Below are 18,284 nucleotides of genomic sequence, written 5' to 3' on the forward strand. Positions count from 1 at the left end.
GGGAAGGAAGTCGCGAATCCTTCTCCCCCTGCGGGAGAAGGCGGCCTCCGAAGGAGGTCGGATGAGGGGTCTCTCAGAAGGTGGCCGCTCTCCCTTCCTCGTGAAGGGGAGCCAGCCTTTCATCTCACGGCGAGACGGTCGCCGGTCTGGACAGGTCACTCAAGGACGGCGCTCCGCACCGCCGCGTCGCGGCTGGCCGCAGGCCAGTCCTTGACTGACCTGTCCAGACCGGCACGCTGCTGCCTCTAAGAGATGTAAGGCGGGGCAGGGCGCGAGACGCCTGCCCTTCGAGGGGGCTCAGGCGCTGGTCGTACCCGAGCCGCGCAAAGCCGCCGCCGTCGTCTGCACCAGAGCGGCCAGTCGCTGGCGCAGCGGGCCGGGCGGCAGGTCCAGCCAGGCCTCGGCCATGGCCAGGCCGCCGGGCGCGCCCAGCATCCGGGCCGTCAGCGAGGCCTCGGTCTCGGGCGCGGCGGCGACCGTCTCCGGGAGGCCGTCGAAGAAGAAGGCGATCGGGACTTCCAGCGCCCCGGAAATGGCATGCAGGGCCGAGGCGCTGATCCGGTTGGCGCCGGTCTCGTACTTCTGGACCTGCTGGAACGTCAGCCCGATCCGCTCGGCCAGCGCCTGCTGGCTCAGCCCCCGCAGCTTGCGCCGCCACCGCACGGCGCGACCGACATGGACGTCGACGGGGTGGGGGCCGGCGGTGGGTTTCATGATGCGCTTTGCCTCTGGTTGAGAAAATACACACTGACAGTATGTAGAACGTGACGCCGACCAAGGCAACGGTCCGGCGTGGCCGACAAAGACGATCTCATCGCCCTGGGGCGCGAAATCCGCCGTCATCGCAAGGCGCTGGGTCTCAGCCAGGAAGCCCTGGCCGAGCGCGCGGGCCTGCACCGCAACTATGTCGGCTTCCTCGAACGCGGCGAACGCAACCCCAGCGCCACGACGATCTTCGGCCTGGCCCGGACGCTGGGGGTCTCGGCCTCGGCCCTGGTGGTGGGGGTGGAGTAGGCGGTTTGAGGCCCTTGCCGGCAAGGAGAAGCGACCGGTTGACCTAGTGCCATTGGCCAGGGGCAGCGCGGTCAACATCGATGAATCTCGCACAACGCTACGCGTAGCGCGAGCATCGCGGCAGGAATACACTTGCGCCAAGCTTAACACCAATCCTAGACTGGCATGATGGGGCAGCACTTCCGGCTTTCCAACGAAACTAGCGTTGCCGCGCTTCTGAGCGCGGCGGCCGGCTACCTCATTTCCCAATCAAATTTGTTTAAGGCTGCTAACCCCAACGACGGTCTTCGTTTGGCAGGTTTGTTGGCCATATACATGTTGATGTTTGCGGCCCCCCCTGTTGCTGCGGCGGGAAATCGTCTGCGCGCGCCTCAGAGGTATATTGTGAGAATAGTCTCTATTACCACATTCCTACTCGCTACGTTCCGGATATTTGGAAACTATATCACATATATGCCGGACCCCACTAACGGTGGTGGCTTTAAGATGAATGAGGTATATTCAGTACCGATACTAATGCTTCCGTTGTTTTGGGCTGCGATAGTTTGGGTTGATGAGGTTGTGTCAAAAATTTCTACATCTGAGCGCTCATGATGTTGGATATATTATTCTCTATGATGGGTTTTTTAGCCCTCGCTTATTGCTTATTTTTGGTTAGCAGGGGGGATCAGGGTGCCGAAGAAGGGGCGTCTGAAGGCTCTCCGTCCAATGCAAAGCCAAAAAATTCACCACCGGATAGGGTTGGAGTTCATGGTGCTCCCAGGCCTGAATATGGGTCCGAGCGCGTGTCAGGCGACGGCGTGGCGGATCATGTTTCGAAAATCCTCGGCGCGGCGGACTTCTATGAAAATTCCTTTTACAAGGATTCTTCTCGCGGAAAGTCACTACATGTAAAAAATAATCTCATATTTACAATCAAAAAACAGGAGAAAAGCGATTTTGGTAAAATTGTAGATAAGCTTTACTTTAAAGATGAAGATGAAAAGAAATATCAAAGCATTATGGAGGACGATAAATCTGGAAATCTTATTCTAGAAATAAAAGACGAAGATGACGTTCGAGCCGCTTTGCGGCGCTTGCAATAGGTGCTTGATATGAGTGAGGATGAATACACGGCGAGCCAAGATAAAATTTCGATCGATGAGAGTATTAGCGACATTACCGCTGTTGAAAACATTAAGTCTGTGAATGGTGTGCCGTACATCATTGCCAACAAGCTGCCGGGTCAAGACGCTGTTGCAGGTATGACGGTGAGGCAGACAACTATTGAATCGGCTGCAGGAAATATTCTAGAGGGTAAAATTGACGTAATGGATCTTACATTCATTACGCACTCGTTTTCACTATATATCAAGGGTGATATAGATATAGTATCGAACTTTAAGTCGTTTTCATATGTTATGACTGAAAAGTCGTTTGAGGCCATGCGTGATCGACTCATTTCTGCATCCGAAAATCTGGCGTCGGCTGCTCAGGCCTTGAGCAAGATTTCTTGGTACGACATGAGTGATGGCGAAAGCTCAGAAGAGACCATAGGGGCGTCGGATAGGGGCATCTCGGAATCCGAGCCATCCGGTTCTCTATTCGAAGGGGATGATACATCCTCAGAGACCCGCTAGATCGGCTAGCCCTGCTCAAACAATTCTACAGAAGGCGGATAGCCCCCCTACAACCGCGCCTTCCGAAACGCCTCCGCCTGCTCCGCCCTCAGCTCCGCCCGCACCCGCTTGGGCATCGCCTTGTCCACCGCCTCGCCCGGGGCCGTGAGGGCTTCGTTGGCGAACTCCAGGTCCATCAGCTTCATGCGCTTGATCTCGTCGCGCAGGCGCGCGGCGGTCTCGAACTCCAGGTTGGCGGCGGCCTCGCGCATGCGGGTCTCCATGTCCTTGAGCGCGGCCTTGAAGTTGTCGCCGCTGAACGGCTTGGCGTCCTTGCCCTCGCCGATCCCGCCGATCGGCACCAGCACGCGGTCGCCGCGCTCGTAGGGGCTGTTGAGGATGTCCTTGATGTCGCGCTTGACGCTCTCGGGCGTGATGCCGTGCTCGAGATTGTAGGCGTGCTGCTTCTCGCGGCGGCGGGAGGTCTCCTCCATGGCCCGCTCCATGCTGCCGGTCACCCGGTCGGCATAGAGGATGACCTTGCCGTCGACGTTGCGCGCGGCGCGGCCGATGGTCTGGATCAGCGAGGTCTCCGAGCGCAGGAAGCCTTCCTTGTCGGCGTCGAGGATGGCGACCAGGCCGCATTCGGGGATGTCCAGGCCCTCGCGCAGCAGGTTGATGCCGACCAGCACGTCGAACATGCCCAGGCGCAGGTCGCGGATGATCTCGATCCGCTCCATGGTGTCGACGTCGCTGTGCATGTAGCGCACGGCGATGCCCTGCTCGTTCAGGTATTCGGTCAGGTCCTCGGCCATCTTCTTGGTCAGGACGGTGACCAGGGTGCGGTAGCCGGCGGCCTTGGTCTGGCGGATCTCGTCGACCACGTCGTCGACCTGGCTGGCGCCGTCCTTGGAGACCGGGCGGACCTCGACCGGCGGGTCGATCAGGCCGGTGGGGCGGATCACCTGCTCGGCGAACACGCCGCCGGCCCGCTCCAGCTCCCACTTGGCCGGGGTGGCGCTGACGTGCACCGACTGCGGGCGCATGGCGTCCCACTCCTCGAACTTGAGGGGGCGGTTGTCCAGGGCTGACGGTAGGCGGAAGCCGTACTCGGCCAGGGTCCATTTGCGGTTGCGGTCGCCCTTGTACATGGCGCCGATCTGCGGAACCGTCTGGTGGCTCTCGTCGGTGAACAGCAGGGCGTTGTCGGGGATGTATTCGAAGAAGGTCGGCGGCGGCTCGCCCGGCCGGCGGCCCGACAGGTAGCGGCTGTAGTTCTCGATGCCGGCGCAGGAGCCGGTGGTCTCGATCATCTCGAGGTCGAAATTGGTCCGCTGCTCCAGGCGCTGGGCCTCCAGCAGCTTGCCGTTGGCCTCCAGCCAGGCCAGGCGCTCCTTGAGCTCGGCGCGGATGCTGATGATCGCCTGGCGCAGGGTGGGGCGCGGGGTGACGTGGTGGCTGTTGGCGTAGACCTTGATCATCTCCAGGTCGCCGGTCTTCTTGCCGGTCAGCGGGTCGAACTCGCTGATCGCCTCGACCTCGTCGCCGAACAGGCTGACGCGCCAGGCGCGGTCCTCGTAGTGGGCGGGGAAGATCTCGATGGTGTCGCCGCGGCGGCGGAACGTGCCGCGCTCGAAGGCGGCGTCGTTGCGCTTGTACTGCTGGGCGACCAGGTCGGCCATCATCTGCTTTTCGTTGATGGTCTGGCCGACCTCCAGCGTGAAGGTCATGGCCGTGTAGGTCTCGACCGAGCCGATGCCGTAGATGCAGCTGACCGAGGCGACCACGATCACGTCGTCGCGCTCCAGGATCGCCCGCGTCGCCGAGTGGCGCATGCGGTCGATCTGCTCGTTGATCGAGCTGTCCTTCTCTATGTAGGTGTCGGTGCGCGGGACGTAGGCCTCGGGCTGGTAGTAGTCGTAGTAGCTGACGAAATACTCGACCGCGTTGTCCGGGAAGAAGCTCTTCATCTCGCTGTAGAGCTGGGCCGCCAGGGTCTTGTTCGGGGCCAGGATCAGGGCGGGGCGCTGGGTGGCCTCGATGACCTTGGCCATGGTGAAGGTCTTGCCCGAGCCGGTGACGCCCAGCAGCACCTGGTCGTTCTCCTTGCCCTCGAGACCGGCCACCAGTTCGGCGATCGCGGTCGGCTGGTCGCCGGCCGGCTCGTAGTCGCTGACCAGCTTGAACCGCTTGCCGCCTTCGGACTTGTCCGGGCGCGCGGGACGGTGCGGCTGCCACAGCATGGGCATGCCGGAGGCCGCGTCGACCTCGGCTTCCAAGGCGGCGTCATAGATGAAGGGCGTGGCGGCGTCGGAAACGCCGCCCACGCCTTCGGAAGGGGAGCGTTCTGTCACGGGAGTACGGGCCATGGTGAGAACCTAGGTCCGCCAGGGCTGGAACGCCAGAGGGGCTGCTGACAGGGGCTGTCAGCAGAATGGCGGCAGGTGGCGGCATTGCCTTTCATGGTCAAGGTTGCGATCTTGTCGGGACAACCCCAGGGGTGGGGCACGGGGGTGGCTATGACCTACATGAAGCGCGGAACGAGCCGGCGGGTTCGCGGCCTGGGGCTGATCGGCCTGGCGGCGGCGATGACGACCATGGGGACGGCGGGCGCGGCCCAGGCCCAGTCCTCGGACATGCGGCTGATCCGCGATCCGGTCTATGGCGAGCTGCGCGAGGTGCTGGGCGGGGTCCTGCCGGTCGCCACGCCCAATCCGAAGTGCGCCAAGCCCCTGTTGCTGCCGGACGGCGCCTGCCTGGACCGCGTGGCGGCCGGGATGAAGGCGCGGGGCGCGACGAGCGGGCTGGTGCTGACCGCGCCGGGCGCCGGGGGKGGGGCGGGGGCGGTGATCTCCGGCCCGATCGGCCAGGCCTATCGCCTGTACGAGGTGTCCCTGGCCGGCGGCGGGGCGAACTTCCGGCCGGTGATCCTGCCGACCTCGTCGGTGCGGGTCCCGCGCGCCTGCTTCTCGACTGGCCGCGGCGTCGACTACCGGCTGGACATGCGCGACGGACAGTTGGCCGCGCGGGAGCTGCAGACCGTGTCGTGCGACGGGCCGGTTCCGCCGATCGGCTACGGCGGTCCGCGCCTGTCGCCGATCGGGCCGAGCGAGCCGGGCGAGCGCTGGCCGGCCACGGGCGTGGTCGAGGTGCTGGGCGCGGCCCGGCAGCTGGCCGCCCCGCGTCCGGACTGCGCGCCCGACGCGGTCCTGCGCGACGGCGTGTGCTTCGCGGCCGGGATCGCCGTGCTGGCGTCCCAGCCCGCCCTCAAGGAACTGGACGTGATCGGCGCCAAGCGGGCGGTCTCGCCGGGCGTGGTGCTGAGCGCCAAGGAAACCGAGCAGTATGTGCTCAAGCGCAAGGCCAAGGCCGGCTTCAAGGCCGACAAGCGCTGGTTCGACAAGTCCAGCCTGGCCGCCCCGGCCGGCTGCGGCCTGACCAGCCCGGTCGACTTCGAGGTCGAGGCCGGCGACAAGGTCCACGAGCGGGCCCTGGCCGGCTGCGGGGCGCCCGGCGCGCCCGCGCCGGTGGCGGTCTACGAGGCCTATGGCGCGGCCCTGCCGGTGGTCCAGGGCAACCGCCCCGGCTGCGCCGAGCGGGGCGAGCAGTTGCTGGGCAACGCCTGCTTCAGCGACGTGATCGGCTGGATGCGGGCCCGCAAGATCCCCAAGGCCGAGGCCCTGGTGCTGGAGCGTCCCTACGGTCCCGGCGCGCGGGTGAGCAGCGGCGGCCCGATCCGCTACTCGTTCGCCGACGTCTGGGCCAATCCCGACGGGACCTACAAGGCGGATCGCAAGCACGGCTATTCGGCCAACATCCGCTCCAACGGCTGCGTCAACGTCACCGACGACGGTCCCGAGGCCAGCGGCCTGCTGCTGGTCCGCCGCGACGGCGGGGTGATGGCCCAGGCCTATCAGTGGGTGGCTTGCCCGATCCGGTAGGAGGCGGGCGCGGGGCGCTTGCAGACTTGCAATCTTAAGGTGAACCTGTCGCTCCAGTCGGGGGAGATGGTTCCATGGACATGACGCGCAGGAGCGTGGCGACGGGCCTGATGGCGGCGGCCAGCGGCCTCCCGGGCCTGGCCGGAGGGCAGGCGACGCCACAGGCGTCACGAGGCGTCCTGGAGATGAGCCCCCAGACCCGCCTGTTCCTATACGGCCGCTACCTGCCGGTCTGGCAGGCCATCCAGGCCGCGCCCAAGGATCCGGGCCTGCAGCAGATGGCGTCCTTCATCGGCGACGAGGCCACGGCCCTGGCCTCCGCCGGTCTGGGGCCGGCGGGCGACGGGCCCCTGCCGGCCGACGCGACCGCCCAGGACGCCCTGGCCGCCATCGTCGAGGCGGCGCGCGACCGCCGCGTGGTCATGCTCAACGAGGCTCACGTCGCCTCGCGCCACCGCTCGTTCCTGGCGCGGGTGCTGCGCGCGCTGCGGCCGCTGGGCTTCGACGTCCTGGCCGCCGAGGACTTCGTCAACAGCCGGGAGCGCGGCGCGCCGGACGTGCGGACCTACAAGGCCGGCGCGGCCCTGAATCCCAGCTTCGGCTTCTACCTCCACGACCCGGTCTATGCCGAGGCGGTCCGCGAGGCGGCCGGCCTGGGCTACCGACTGGCGTCGTACGAGCAGCGGGTGGATCAGCGCGTGAGCGGCGAGGCGCGACTGGACGCCATGCCGCGCCGCGAGACGGCCGAGACCGACAATTTCATCGCCGACGTGCTGGCTTCGAACCCGGGATCGCGGATCCTGGTCCATTGCGGCTACGCCCACCTGCGCAAGACCCCTGACCACCGAGGCTTGCTGTGGTTCGCCGCCCGGCTGCGCGAAAAGTCGGGGATCGACCCGCTCTGCGTCTCCCAGGCCTATACCGGTTCGTTCGGGCCCCACGGAACCGACCCTGCGACGACGACGGCGGTGCTGGAGCGTTTCCGGCCCGCCGACTCGATCGTGGTGCGAGGGGCGGACGGCTGGGTCGGGGCGGCGCCGGCCGGGGCCGATCTGGCGGTGTTCCATCCGCCCCTGGCCGACGTCGACGGCCGCCCCGGCTGGCTGGCGGCCGATCCCGCGCGCCGGCGGGTGGAGGTCGCCGCGCCGGGGCGCCGCCAGGCGACGGTCCTCCTCCAGGCGATCCACGCGGTCGACGCCGACCAGGCCATCCCGGCCGACCAGCTGGTGCTGGCGCCGGAAGCCGCGTCGGCCGTCCTGTTCCTGCGGCCCGGCGTCTATCGCCTGCGGCTGGAAACCGAGACCGGTCTTGTCCCCTTCAAGACGGTGACGGTGTGACGGCAAAGGTCTGACCTCCTCCCGCTCTCTGGCTCGCTGACGGTCGTTCGATCGAACAAGGCCGAAATGTGGTCAGACAAATACGCTTCTGAAACGAACCTGAAATCACCCGGGCCTAAGGCGACGCGGCGCGAAGCCTTCGCGATGACGGGTGATCGGAGAGGCGGCCGCGTTGGAGGCCGTACGAAGCCGTATGCCAAGAGAATATTGACGTAACCGCGTATTATAACGCTTTGCGAAGTTCGCGGCGCGCCGCTGGTCGAGCCGTCGAAGGCGTCGCCTCCGTCGGAGGAGCGTGCGAAACTGACCTTTTCGCCGGCCCGGCGGTCGTCGCAATGGTCAAGATATTGGCCTGACAAATAGCGATTATCGAGATTGACAGGTCAGACCACTTGTAAGATGTGTTAGCGGTATCATCGGTCACGGCGCGACAGCACGCCGAGCCGAGGCAGGGACGCGAATGGACCAGGAAGCCCTCCAGCATCGAGTTCGCCGGCCGCGCGCGAACCGCGTTGCCGGGGCCAGTGTCGCCGGCGGCCTGGCCGTGACCCTGTCGCTGCTGCTGACCCAAACCGCCTTCGCCGACATGCCCCGCCTCGAGACCCAGGGTTCGGCCCAGCGCCTGGTGGTCGACGGCAAGCCCATGCTGGTGCTGGGCGGCGAGCTGGGCAATTCCAGCGCCTCCAGCCAGGCCTACATGGCCAAGTACTGGCCCAAGCTGAAGGCGATGAACCTCAACACCGTGCTCGCGCCCGCCTCGTGGGAGCTGATCGAGCCGAAGGAGGGGTCTTTCGACTTCTCCAGCGTCGACGGCCTGATCAAGGACGCCCGCGCCCAGGACATGCACCTGGTGCTGCTGTGGTTCGGGGCCTGGAAGAACAGCATGTCGACCTACGCGCCGTCGTGGGTGAAGCGCGACGACGTCCGCTTCCCGCGGGCCAAGGCGGCCAACGGCGTCAGCCAGGAGATCCTGTCGGCCTTCTCGACCAACACCCGCGACGCCGACGCCAAGGCCTACGCCGCCCTGCTGGCCCACCTGAAGGCGGTCGACGCCAAGGGCACGGTGCTGATGGTCCAGGTCGAGAACGAGATCGGCATGCTGCCCGTGGCCCGCGAGTGGGGCCCGGAAGCAAACGCCGCCTGGGCCGCGCCCGTGCCGGCCGAACTGCTCCAGCGCCTCTCCGCTGGCGGAACCGCGATCGAGCCCGAGCTGCGCGCCCTGTGGGCGGCTCACGGCTCCAAGACATCCGGGACATGGTCGGAGGTGTTCGGCGACGCCGACGCCGGCCAGGAGGTGTTCACCGCCTGGTTCTACGCCCGCTACGCCGACGCGGTGACCCGGGCCGGCAAGGCCGCCTATCCGCTGCCGATGTACGTCAATGTCGCCCTGAACCGCGCGGGCAAGGCGCCGGGCGAGTATCCCAGCGGCGGGCCGCTGCCGCACCTGATCGACGTCTGGAAGACCGGCGCGCCCAGCCTCGACCTGATCTCGCCGGACATCTACTTCCCGAACTTCAACGACCTGGCGGGCCGCTACAAGCGCCCGGACAATGCGCTGTTCATCCCCGAGGCCAACAATGTCGGCGCGCCCGAGACGCCGGCCAACGCCTTCTACGCGATCGGCAAGCTGGACGCGTTCGGCTTCTCACCCTTCCAGGTCGAGAACGCCGAGGCCAAGGAGCAGGAGGCCGTGACCCAGGCCTATGGCGTGCTCAAGCAACTGACCCCGGCGATCCTGGCGGCTCAGGGCCTGAACAAGATGTCGGGCTTCAAGCCGCGCGTGCTGGAGGACGGCACGGTGCTGGACCAGCCGGTCGGCCAGACGATCGGGGACTATCGCTTCACCGTCGGCTTCGTCGATCCCTGGACGCCCAGGGCCGACCAGAAGACCGCCAGCCATGGCGGGATGATCATCCAGATCGGTCCGGAAGAGTACCTGATGGCCGGCCGCGGCCTGGTCGTCACCTTCGCCGGCGCTGGAGACGGCGCGCCGATCGCCGGCATCGACAGCGCCGTCGAGGGCGTGTTCGACGCCCAGGGCCGCTGGGTCCCGGGCCGCGCCCTTAACGGCGACCAGACCCACCAGGGCCGCCACGTCCGACTACCGCCCGACCAGTTCCAGATCCAGCGGGTGAAGCTCTACCGCTACCGCTGATCCACCCCAACCACCGAACCACAACAATGGCCCGCCGCTCCCCCCAGGCGAGGCCAGGAGGGATACCGTGACTCGATTCAACCCCCGCAAGGCGCTGCTCGCCGCCACCGCCCTGGCCGGTCTCGCCGCCGGCGCGGCCCACGCCCAGACCGCCGCCGCCCCCGCGCCGGCCCCGGCCGAAGCGACCGCTCCAGCCGATGAAAACACCGCCGTCGACGAGATCATCGTCACCGGCATCCGCCGCAGCCTTCAGGCCAGCACCGCGGCCAAGCGCGACTCGGTGGCCTTCGGCGACTCGATCTTCGCCGAGGACATCGGCAAGCTGCCGGCCACCAACCTGGCCGAGACGCTGAACCGCGTGCCCGGCGTCAACGTCAACCGCGACATCAACGGCGAAGGCGTGCAGGTCTCGATCCGCGGCCTGGGCCCCAGCTTCTCCAAGGTCCTGCTGAACGGCACGCAGATCGCGGTGGCCTCGGACGGCGGCACCAACGGCGGCAGCGCCAACCGCGAAGTCGACCTCGACTTCTTTCCGTCGGAACTGTTCACCCGCATCGACATCGCCAAGAGCCCGATGGCCGCGACGCTGGAAGGCGGCATCGCCGGCACGGTCAACCTCCACAACGCCCGGCCGTTCGACAAGGAAGGCCAGCACCTGACGGTGATCGCCCAGGGCCAGTACACCGACAGCAACAAGGACCTCAGCCCGCGCGGCGCCATCGTCGCCAGCAAGACCTGGGACAAGTTCGGCGTGCTGTTCGGGGTCTCGGGCGTCAAGACCAAGACCCGCGTCGACGGCTATGAGACCATCGGCTACAGCGACGGCAACTTCCCCTGCGTGGGGACCAACTGCGTCGATCCGGGCGGCAACGGCTTCTCCTACGCCTCGGTCGTCCCGGGCAACACCGGCCACGGCCTGACCCCGGGCGCGCCGCTGGACCTGACCGCCACCTCGGGCCTGACCCAGGACCAGCTCAGCAAGGCGCTGATCCCGCGCCTGGGCCGCAACAGCTACACCGAAGGCACCCGCTCGCGCGTGTCGGCCCTGCTGTCGCTGGAATACCGCCCGACCGACGAGCTGCACTTCGCCCTGGACGGCCTCTACGCCGAGTCCAAGCGCGACTATCAGCGCCTGAACATGAACTGGTACGTCCGCAACTCAGGTCCGGGCACGTCGCCGACCTCGACCGGCGGCATGGTGCCGTTCGACCTCAAGGTGGACGGCAACAACGTCGTGACCTCGGGCACGTTCGCCAATTCGAGCTTCTTCCTCGAGAACGACATCTTCGACCAGACGACCAAGTTCTACAACGTCAACCCCAGCCTGCGCTGGCAGCCGAACGACAAGCTGACGGTCGACGCCCAGGTCAATTACGGCCACTCGACCTTCTTCCGCGAGCAACCGCAGTTCGACTTCCAGACCCCGCGGGAATCCGGCCTGGAGGTGCAGTACCAGGCCAGCGACAGCGGCCAGCCGATCATCACCCCCAACCGCGACCTGGGCGATCCGAACCTGGGCTGGAAGTGGTACCGGGTGAACGTCCAGAACGTGGCCCGCGAGACCACCACCAAGGGCGCCCACGTCGACGCGCGCTACGGCGACAGCGACGTCAACGTCAAGTTCGGCCTGGCCTATGACGACGCCAGCCGCGAGATCCGCGCCTACGACAACTCGACCGCCTTCCAGACCGCCGTCTGCGGCGCCACCTGCGACGGCACGACCGGCTCGGTGCTCAACAGCCAGGTCGCCCAGTACCTGAAGCGCGTCAACATCAGCGACTTCGGCCACCTGGCCAAGGGCGGCGTCGGCTACACCAGCTTCATCATGACCGACCTGGACGCCCTGAAGCAGGCGACCAACTACGCCTTCTTCCGCGACACCGCGCCGGAAACCCGCAGCGCCGTCACCGGCGGTTCGGTCGGCGACATCCAGGAGAAGACCTGGGCGACCTACGCCGAGGCCAACGCCAAGGGTTCGCTGCTGGACCGCGACGTGACCATGAACGTCGGCCTGCGCTACTTCCACACCGACCAGACCGTCACCAGCCCGATCCAGGTGGCCTCCGGCCTGGCCGACCAGACCCTGTCGGCCAAGTACGACGACATCCTGCCGTCAGCCAACTTCGTCATGGACGCGGCCGAGAACATCAAGCTGCGCCTGGCCGTCTCGCGCAGCATGACCCGGGCCGACGCCGGCCTGCTGTTGCCGGGCACGACCTTCTCGGACATCTCCGCCCAGGTCGCCAGCGCCGGCAATCCGGAGCTGAAGCCCTACACCTCCAACAACATCGACATCGGCGGCGAGTACTACACCGGCGGCATCGGCTATGTGGGCGTGTCGTTCTTCCGCAAGGACGTCGACGGCTTCACGGTCACCACCCAGACCACGGTGCCGTTCACCTCGCTGGGCGTCAATTACGGCGACCTGAACACCTCGCAGCAGCAGGCGCTGGACCTGCGCGGCGGGCCGAACGTGGCCACGGTGACGCTGAACCGGCCGATCAACCTCAACAAGCTGCTCATCCAGGGCGTCGAGGTGACCTGGGTCCAGCCGCTGGACTTCCTGGTCCGGGGCATGGGCTTCTCGGCCAACGCCACCAAGCTGGAGCAGAGCTCGTCGACGGGCCTCGTCGCCCCCGGCGTCGCGCCCTACAGCTTCAACCTGCAGGGCTTCTACGAAGGCCACGGCGCGTCGCTCAGCGTGAACTACGTGTGGAACGACGAGTCGATCGCCGCCAACGCGCCGCAGAACAACATCAACGTGCCGCTCAAGGCCGAGGCGCGCGGTCAGCTGGACGTTTCGGCCGGCTACGTCCTGCCGTTCGCCGACAAGGCCTTCCGTCTGACGCTGGACGCCCTGAACATCACCAACGAGCCCCTGCGGACCACGTTCGGCTACGACAACGCGCCGTACAGCGTCTACTACCCCGGCCGCCAGGTGCTGCTGGGCCTGCGGGCCAGCTTCTAAACTTCGAGATCCTCCTCCCCGGAGGCTTCACTAGGGCGGCGCCGGCGMCGGCGCCGCCCTTTCTTTTTGGGCTCTAGAGCTTGGGAGGCGCCGTGACGTCGGGACCGGCGGGCGCGGGGATGCGACGGGCCGAGGTGATCGGCACGGGCGGATCGAGGATCTGGCCCTTCATCACCGGATTGATCGCCTTGCCGGGCGTGGGCAGGGCCAGGATCTTCTTGGCCACGTCCATGCCCTGGACCACGCGGCCGAAGGCGGCGAAGCCCAGATTGTCGCCCGTGCCGGCGGGATTGGCGTCCAGATAGGGCGCGTCGCCGATGCAGATGAAGAAGTCCGAGGTGGCCGTGCCCGGCGCGGTGCGGGCGATCGAGACCGCGCCGTCGGTGTGCTTGAGGCCCGTCTGGCTGGTGGGCTCGTGGGCCACCGGCGGCAGGGCGCCGATGCCCTGAAGTCCGCCCTGGATCAGGCCGTAGTCCACCGCTCCCGGCGCGCGCGAGGCCCGGAAGAACGTCGCCTTGTCATAGAGCTTGCGGTCGACATAGCGCAGGAAGTTGGCGGTGGTCAGCGGGGCCTGGGCCACGGCCAGCTCGATCACGATCCGGCCCTGCGGGGTGTCGATGGCGACATAGACGGGGGGCTTGGCCGGAGCGGCCGGCGGCGCGGCGGGCGCGACCTGGGCGAGGGCCGCGGCGGGGAGGGCGGCCAGCAGGCCGGCGCCGATCAGGATGTCGCGGCGAGCGATGGGGCGTTGGGTCATGGCGCGAGACTAGCGCGGAGACCAGGCCACGCAAGGTCCTCCCCCCGTGGGGGAGGTGTCGGCGCAGCCGACGGAGGGGGGAGTGATTGGAAGGCGACCACGACCCGGACCAACGACCCTAGAACTCCCCCCACCGATCGCTGCGCGATCGCCTCCCCCACCGGGGGAGGGTCTTTCCTGGTTTGCTCCGCCTACACCAGCATCCCATGCCCGCGCAGCACCACCAGCCGGCCGGCGTTAAAGAACGGCAGCGACAGGGTGACGGCGATCATCACCTCGAAGGCCAGGCTGCTGAGGTTGAAGCGCCCTCGGGCCTTGTCCATGGCGGCCCGATCGACCAGGGCCGAGACGGCGCGGCCCAGGGCGGCGCCCATCCAGGCCATGGCCAGGGCGAAGGCCATGGCCGCGCCCACGTTCGACTGGTAGCCGAGGAACAGGGCCGCCGTGGCGTGCGACAGGATCAGCAGGCCGCCCAGGGCCCGGCCCTCGGTCTTTCCCCCGGTCAGGGGAGCGGCGGAGGCCTCGTCGTCGGCGCCTTCCAGGGCGGTCAGCCCCAGCACCGAACCTGGCCGCACCAGGGTCAGGCCGCCCAACACCCCGCCGATCACGCAGGCGATCATCGCCAGGATGAGGGAAAGGCCATAGCTCGAAATGGTCACGCTGGTCTGGTCTCCAACCCTCTAGAGCCTGTCCGTTTCTGATGGAATCAGAAACGGATGAACAGGCTCTAGTTCAAACATTTAGAGCGTGACAGGCGCCGAAACCGGCATCCACTTTCGGCTGTCACGCTCTAGGCGGGCGCATGGCAAACGGCTTCGACATTGCGGCCGTCCGGGTCGAACACGAAAGCTCCATAGTAGTTGGGGTGATAATGCGGCCGAACTCCGGGCGGGCCGTTGTCCTTGCCGCCGGCCGCCAGGGCGGCGGCGTGGAAGGCGTCGACCGCCGCGCGGGTCTTGGCGACGAAGGCGATGTGCATCGGCCCGGTCAGGGCCTCTTCCTGGCTGATCCAGAAGCTGGGCTTGCCCGCCTGGATGTCGCGGCCGTCGGCGCTGGGGCCGTAGCCCAGCACTTCGGAACCGCCGGTGATCTCGGGGCCGATGCTCATCACCACGTCGATGCCCAGCGGCGCGAAGGCCGCGTCGTAGAAGGCCTTCGACCGGGCCAGGTCCGTGACCCGCAGTCCGATATGATCGATCATCAGCGCACCCTTATATGGAAGACGACCTTGCGGTCGCCGGGCTGGTCGGCCTCCCACGGCCGCTTGAGCGTGAAGGAGAGGTCGGCGCGGCCGCGCCCGGCGGCCGTGTAGCGATAGACCGCGCGGACCGGCGCGCCCGGCGCCTTGGCCTCGGTCTCGAAGCTGGAGCCGCCGGCCAGCAGGGGCGGGGCCTCGTGGTCCAGCCGCCACGCATAGCCCGTGCCGGCGTTCAGCGGCAGGGCGATCTCCAGGTCCTGGCCGGTCACAAGCTCGACCACCCCGGCGTCGGCGTCGACGTCGGTCACCGTGCGCAGCGGCGTGGGCGCGGGCGTGGCGCAGGCGCCGAGAAGAAGCAGGGTCGCCAGGATCGAGATCGTCTTCATGTCGCCGCCTTCGTCCCTATCTCTGTCCGTCGCCGGATCATCGTGCGGCCCGGGACCGATTTCGCCCACAGCAAATCGAGAGCCGTCGTCCTTGACTCCCCCCGCCGCCGGTCCTAACTCCAGCCCGGCGTTGGCACTCGATGGGAGCGACTGCTAACAGCGACGCTCCCCGCTTGCCGACGGACCATATCTTTAAAACCGTCCCGACGGAGATCGACCCATGAAATTTCGCCCCCTCGGCGACCGCGTCCTCGTGAAGCGTGTCGAAGAAGAAACCAAGACCAAGGGCGGGATCATCATCCCCGACACCGCCAAGGAAAAGCCGCAGGAAGGCGAAGTCGTCGCCGTCGGCCCCGGCGCCCGCAACGACAAGGGCGACATCGTCGCTCTCGACGTGAAGGCCGGCGACCGCATCCTGTTCGGCAAGTGGTCCGGCACCGAAGTGAAGGTGGACGGCCAGGATCTGCTGATCATGAAGGAAAGCGACGTCCTGGGCATCGTCGAGGCCTAAAGGCCCGACTGCTCACCGCTTTCGAACCCAAGTTTCTCTTTTAGAAGGGCTCTCAAATGGCCGCTAAAGACGTTTATTTCTCCTCGGACGCGCGCGACAAGATGCTGCGCGGCGTCAACATCCTCGCCAACGCGGTGAAGGTGACCCTGGGCCCCAAGGGCCGCAACGTCGTGATCGAAAAGTCCTTCGGCGCCCCGCGCTCGACCAAGGACGGCGTCTCGGTCGCCAAGGAAATCGAACTGGCTGACAAGTTCGAGAACCTCGGCGCGCAGATGATCCGCGAAGTGGCCTCCAAGACCAACGACAAGGCCGGCGACGGCACCACCACCGCCACCGTCCTGGCCCAAGCCATCGTGCAAGAAGGCCTCAAGTCGGTCGCCGCCGGCATGAACCCGATGGACCTGAAGCGCGGCATCGACAAGGCCGTCCACGTCGTCGTCGACTCCATCAAGGCGTCGTCGAAGAAGGTCACCACCAACAACGAGATCGCCCAGGTCGGCACCATCTCGGCCAACGGTGACAAGGACGTCGGCGAGATGATCGCCAAGGCCATGGACAAGGTCGGCAACGAAGGCGTCATCACCGTCGAGGAAGCCAAGACCGCCGAGACCGAACTCGACGTCGTCGAAGGCATGCAGTTCGACCGCGGCTACCTGTCGCCGTACTTCATCACCAACGCCGACAAGATGGAAGTTCAGCTCGAAGAGCCGCTCATCCTGCTGTTCGAAAAGAAGCTTTCGTCGCTGCAGCCGCTGCTGCCGGTGCTGGAAGCCGTCGTCCAGTCGGGCCGTCCGCTGGTGATCATCGCCGAGGACGTCGAGGGCGAAGCCCTGGCCACCCTGGTGGTCAACAAGCTGCGCGGCGGTCTCCGCGTCGCCGCCGTCAAGGCTCCGGGCTTCGGCGATCGCCGCAAGGCGATGCTGGAAGACCTGGCCATCCTGACCGGCGCTCAAGTCGTCAGCGAAGACCTGGGCATCAAGCTCGAGAACGTCTCGCTCGACATGCTGGGCAAGGCCAAGAAGGTCACCATCACCAAGGACGACACCACCATCGTGGACGGCGTCGGTGAGAAGTCGGCCATCGAAGCCCGCATCTCGCAGATCAAGAAGCAGATCGAGGACACCACCTCGGACTACGACAAGGAAAAGCTGCAAGAGCGTTTGGCCAAGCTGGCCGGCGGCGTCGCGGTCATCCGCGTCGGCGGCTCGACCGAAGTCGAAGTGAAGGAAAAGAAGGACCGCGTCGACGACGCCCTGAACGCGACCCGCGCGGCCGTGGAAGAAGGCATCGTCCCGGGCGGCGGCGTGGCTCTGCTGAAGGCCTCCAAGGCCCTGGCGACCCTGGTCGGCGACAATGACGACCAGACCGCCGGCATCGCGATCGTCCGTCGCGCCCTGCAGGCTCCGATCCGTCAGATCGCCGAGAACGCCGGCGTCGAAGGCTCGATCGTGGTCGGCAAGATCCTGGAAAACGACAGCCCGACCTTCGGCTTCAACGCCCAGACCGAGCAGTATGTCGACCTGATCGTCGACGGCGTCATCGACCCGGCCAAGGTTGTCCGCACCGCTCTGCAGGACGCCGCCTCGGTGGCCGGCCTGCTGATCACCACGGAAGCCGCGATCGTCGAAGCCCCCAAGAAGGGCGGCGGCGCTGGCGGCCCTCCCGGCGGCGGCATGGGCGGCATGGGCGACATGGACTTCTAAGAAGTCCGCGTCAGCTCTTGCTGATTGTTATGGAGAAGGGCGGCACCGAAAGGTCCCGCCCTTTTTCTTTGGCGCTGGACGGGATGGCTTCCGTCCATTTCGGGGCAACGTGTCTGCGTCGGCTTTCGACCCGTTGCGGACATTAGCGCCTGCAAGCATCATGGCCGCATGTTCAAGCGCCCCACGCAACCTCAGGGCCTCATATCGGTCTTGCTGGACCAGACGGCTCGCCCGGACGAGCGAGACGATGCGGCGATGGACCTCAGCGCATATGATGAGGCGCTGCCCGTGCTGATAGAAGCCGCCCAGAACGCTGCTGAAGACGAAATGGTGGCGGAGTCGATTGGAGAGTCGATCGGCGAGATGTGGAAGAGGCTAGGCGGCTATGATCCGGCCCTCGTAGCCCGAATGCACCCAGCTGCTCAAAGAGAGATTAGCTACCGGTTCGATCTCCGATGAATGTCCGCCCACCCCCCCCTAGCTGACCTTCGTTCAGTCCGCTTGCGGGCACGGCGCCCAAGGTCCGCTTTCAGACGCGCGCCTTATTTCCAAGCCCCGACCCTACTCGGACTATGCGGCGACGCCGACAATGGCAATGACGGTGAGCAAGGCAAGCCAGATCAAACCTATTGGCATTATTGCGAGCCAGACCGTGCGCCAACGCACTACGCTCCGGAATTTCTTGGGGTCGTTTGCGCGATAGACAGTTCGCCCAA

16 protein-coding genes are annotated in these 18,284 nt (G+C 66.4%); 10 read left to right on the forward strand and 6 right to left on the reverse strand.

All coding sequences use genetic code 11. The features are described from left to right. Positions 1-297: 297 nt before the first annotated feature. Positions 298-714, reverse strand: a complete 417-nt coding sequence (locus tag AC1DYP_RS19505) for a helix-turn-helix domain-containing protein (protein WP_477047731.1) — start codon at positions 712-714, stop codon at positions 298-300. A gap of 78 nt (positions 715-792) precedes the next feature. Here AC1DYP_RS19505 and AC1DYP_RS19510 point away from each other — a divergent pair, with 78 nt between their 5' ends. The 3 genes from AC1DYP_RS19510 (at position 793) to AC1DYP_RS19520 (ending at position 2,633) form a co-directional block, all read left to right on the forward strand. Then, entirely contained in the window at positions 793-1,014 is a 222-nt protein-coding gene (locus tag AC1DYP_RS19510; RefSeq protein ID WP_477047732.1) for a helix-turn-helix domain-containing protein, read from the forward strand. 590 nt (positions 1,015-1,604) lie between these two features. After that, on the forward strand, positions 1,605-2,099 hold the full coding sequence (locus AC1DYP_RS19515) for a hypothetical protein (RefSeq protein WP_477047733.1): 495 nt from the start codon (positions 1,605-1,607) through the stop codon (positions 2,097-2,099). A 9-nt stretch (positions 2,100-2,108) separates the two neighbouring features. After that, positions 2,109-2,633: a hypothetical protein gene (locus tag AC1DYP_RS19520; RefSeq protein ID WP_477047734.1), complete on the forward strand. Its 525-nt coding sequence runs from the start codon at positions 2,109-2,111 to the stop codon at positions 2,631-2,633. Positions 2,634-2,680: 47 nt separating this feature from the next. On the opposite strand, the gene uvrB is transcribed toward AC1DYP_RS19520, so the two are convergent. Further along, on the reverse strand, positions 2,681-4,981 hold the full coding sequence (gene uvrB / locus AC1DYP_RS19525) for an excinuclease ABC subunit UvrB (protein WP_477047735.1): 2,301 nt from the start codon (positions 4,979-4,981) through the stop codon (positions 2,681-2,683). A gap of 150 nt (positions 4,982-5,131) precedes the next feature. On the opposite strand from uvrB, the gene AC1DYP_RS19530 reads away from it, so the two are divergent. The 4 genes from AC1DYP_RS19530 to AC1DYP_RS19545 all read left to right on the forward strand — a co-directional run bounded on the left by AC1DYP_RS19530 (position 5,132) and on the right by AC1DYP_RS19545 (position 13,013). Then, a complete protein-coding gene (locus AC1DYP_RS19530; protein ID WP_477047736.1) occupies positions 5,132-6,553 on the forward strand; it encodes a hypothetical protein in 1,422 nt (473 codons plus the stop codon). 74 nt (positions 6,554-6,627) lie between these two features. Next, positions 6,628-7,890, forward strand: coding sequence for a hypothetical protein (locus AC1DYP_RS19535; protein ID WP_477047737.1), 1,263 nt, complete (start codon positions 6,628-6,630; stop codon positions 7,888-7,890). Positions 7,891-8,350: 460 nt separating this feature from the next. After that, a complete protein-coding gene (locus tag AC1DYP_RS19540; protein WP_477047738.1) occupies positions 8,351-10,045 on the forward strand; it encodes a GH35 family beta-galactosidase in 1,695 nt (564 codons plus the stop codon). Positions 10,046-10,112: 67 nt separating this feature from the next. After that, a complete protein-coding gene (locus AC1DYP_RS19545) occupies positions 10,113-13,013 on the forward strand; it encodes a TonB-dependent receptor (protein WP_477047739.1) in 2,901 nt (966 codons plus the stop codon). A gap of 73 nt (positions 13,014-13,086) precedes the next feature. Here AC1DYP_RS19545 and AC1DYP_RS19550 read toward each other — a convergent pair whose 3' ends face one another. The 4 genes from AC1DYP_RS19550 to AC1DYP_RS19565 form a co-directional block, all read right to left on the reverse strand. Then, positions 13,087-13,770, reverse strand: coding sequence for a peptidylprolyl isomerase (locus tag AC1DYP_RS19550; protein WP_477047740.1), 684 nt, complete (start codon positions 13,768-13,770; stop codon positions 13,087-13,089). A gap of 191 nt (positions 13,771-13,961) precedes the next feature. Further along, positions 13,962-14,423: a DUF4345 family protein gene (locus AC1DYP_RS19555; RefSeq protein WP_477031930.1), complete on the reverse strand. Its 462-nt coding sequence runs from the start codon at positions 14,421-14,423 to the stop codon at positions 13,962-13,964. Positions 14,424-14,560: 137 nt separating this feature from the next. Then, positions 14,561-14,971, reverse strand: a complete 411-nt coding sequence (locus AC1DYP_RS19560; protein WP_477031505.1) for a VOC family protein — start codon at positions 14,969-14,971, stop codon at positions 14,561-14,563. Then, positions 14,971-15,354 (reverse strand): protease inhibitor I42 family protein, encoded by a 384-nt coding sequence (locus AC1DYP_RS19565; protein ID WP_477047741.1) that lies wholly within the window; start codon positions 15,352-15,354, stop codon positions 14,971-14,973. Before AC1DYP_RS19565 ends, AC1DYP_RS19560 begins: the two co-directional genes overlap by 1 nt. A 220-nt stretch (positions 15,355-15,574) precedes the next feature. Here AC1DYP_RS19565 and groES point away from each other — a divergent pair, with 220 nt between their 5' ends. The 3 genes from groES (at position 15,575) to AC1DYP_RS19580 (ending at position 18,027) form a co-directional block, all read left to right on the forward strand. Next, the gene (groES, locus tag AC1DYP_RS19570) at positions 15,575-15,865 is read left to right on the forward strand and encodes a co-chaperone GroES (protein WP_028037871.1); all 291 of its coding nucleotides are present in this window, start codon (positions 15,575-15,577) and stop codon (positions 15,863-15,865) included. 56 nt (positions 15,866-15,921) lie between these two features. Continuing rightward, positions 15,922-17,568 (forward strand): chaperonin GroEL, encoded by a 1,647-nt coding sequence (gene groL / locus AC1DYP_RS19575; protein WP_477031507.1) that lies wholly within the window; start codon positions 15,922-15,924, stop codon positions 17,566-17,568. A 168-nt stretch (positions 17,569-17,736) separates the two neighbouring features. Continuing rightward, positions 17,737-18,027 (forward strand): hypothetical protein, encoded by a 291-nt coding sequence (locus AC1DYP_RS19580; RefSeq protein ID WP_477047742.1) that lies wholly within the window; start codon positions 17,737-17,739, stop codon positions 18,025-18,027. The last annotated feature ends 257 nt before the right edge of the window (positions 18,028-18,284 follow it).

Source organism: Caulobacter sp. P1_D6 (genome assembly GCF_056406095.1).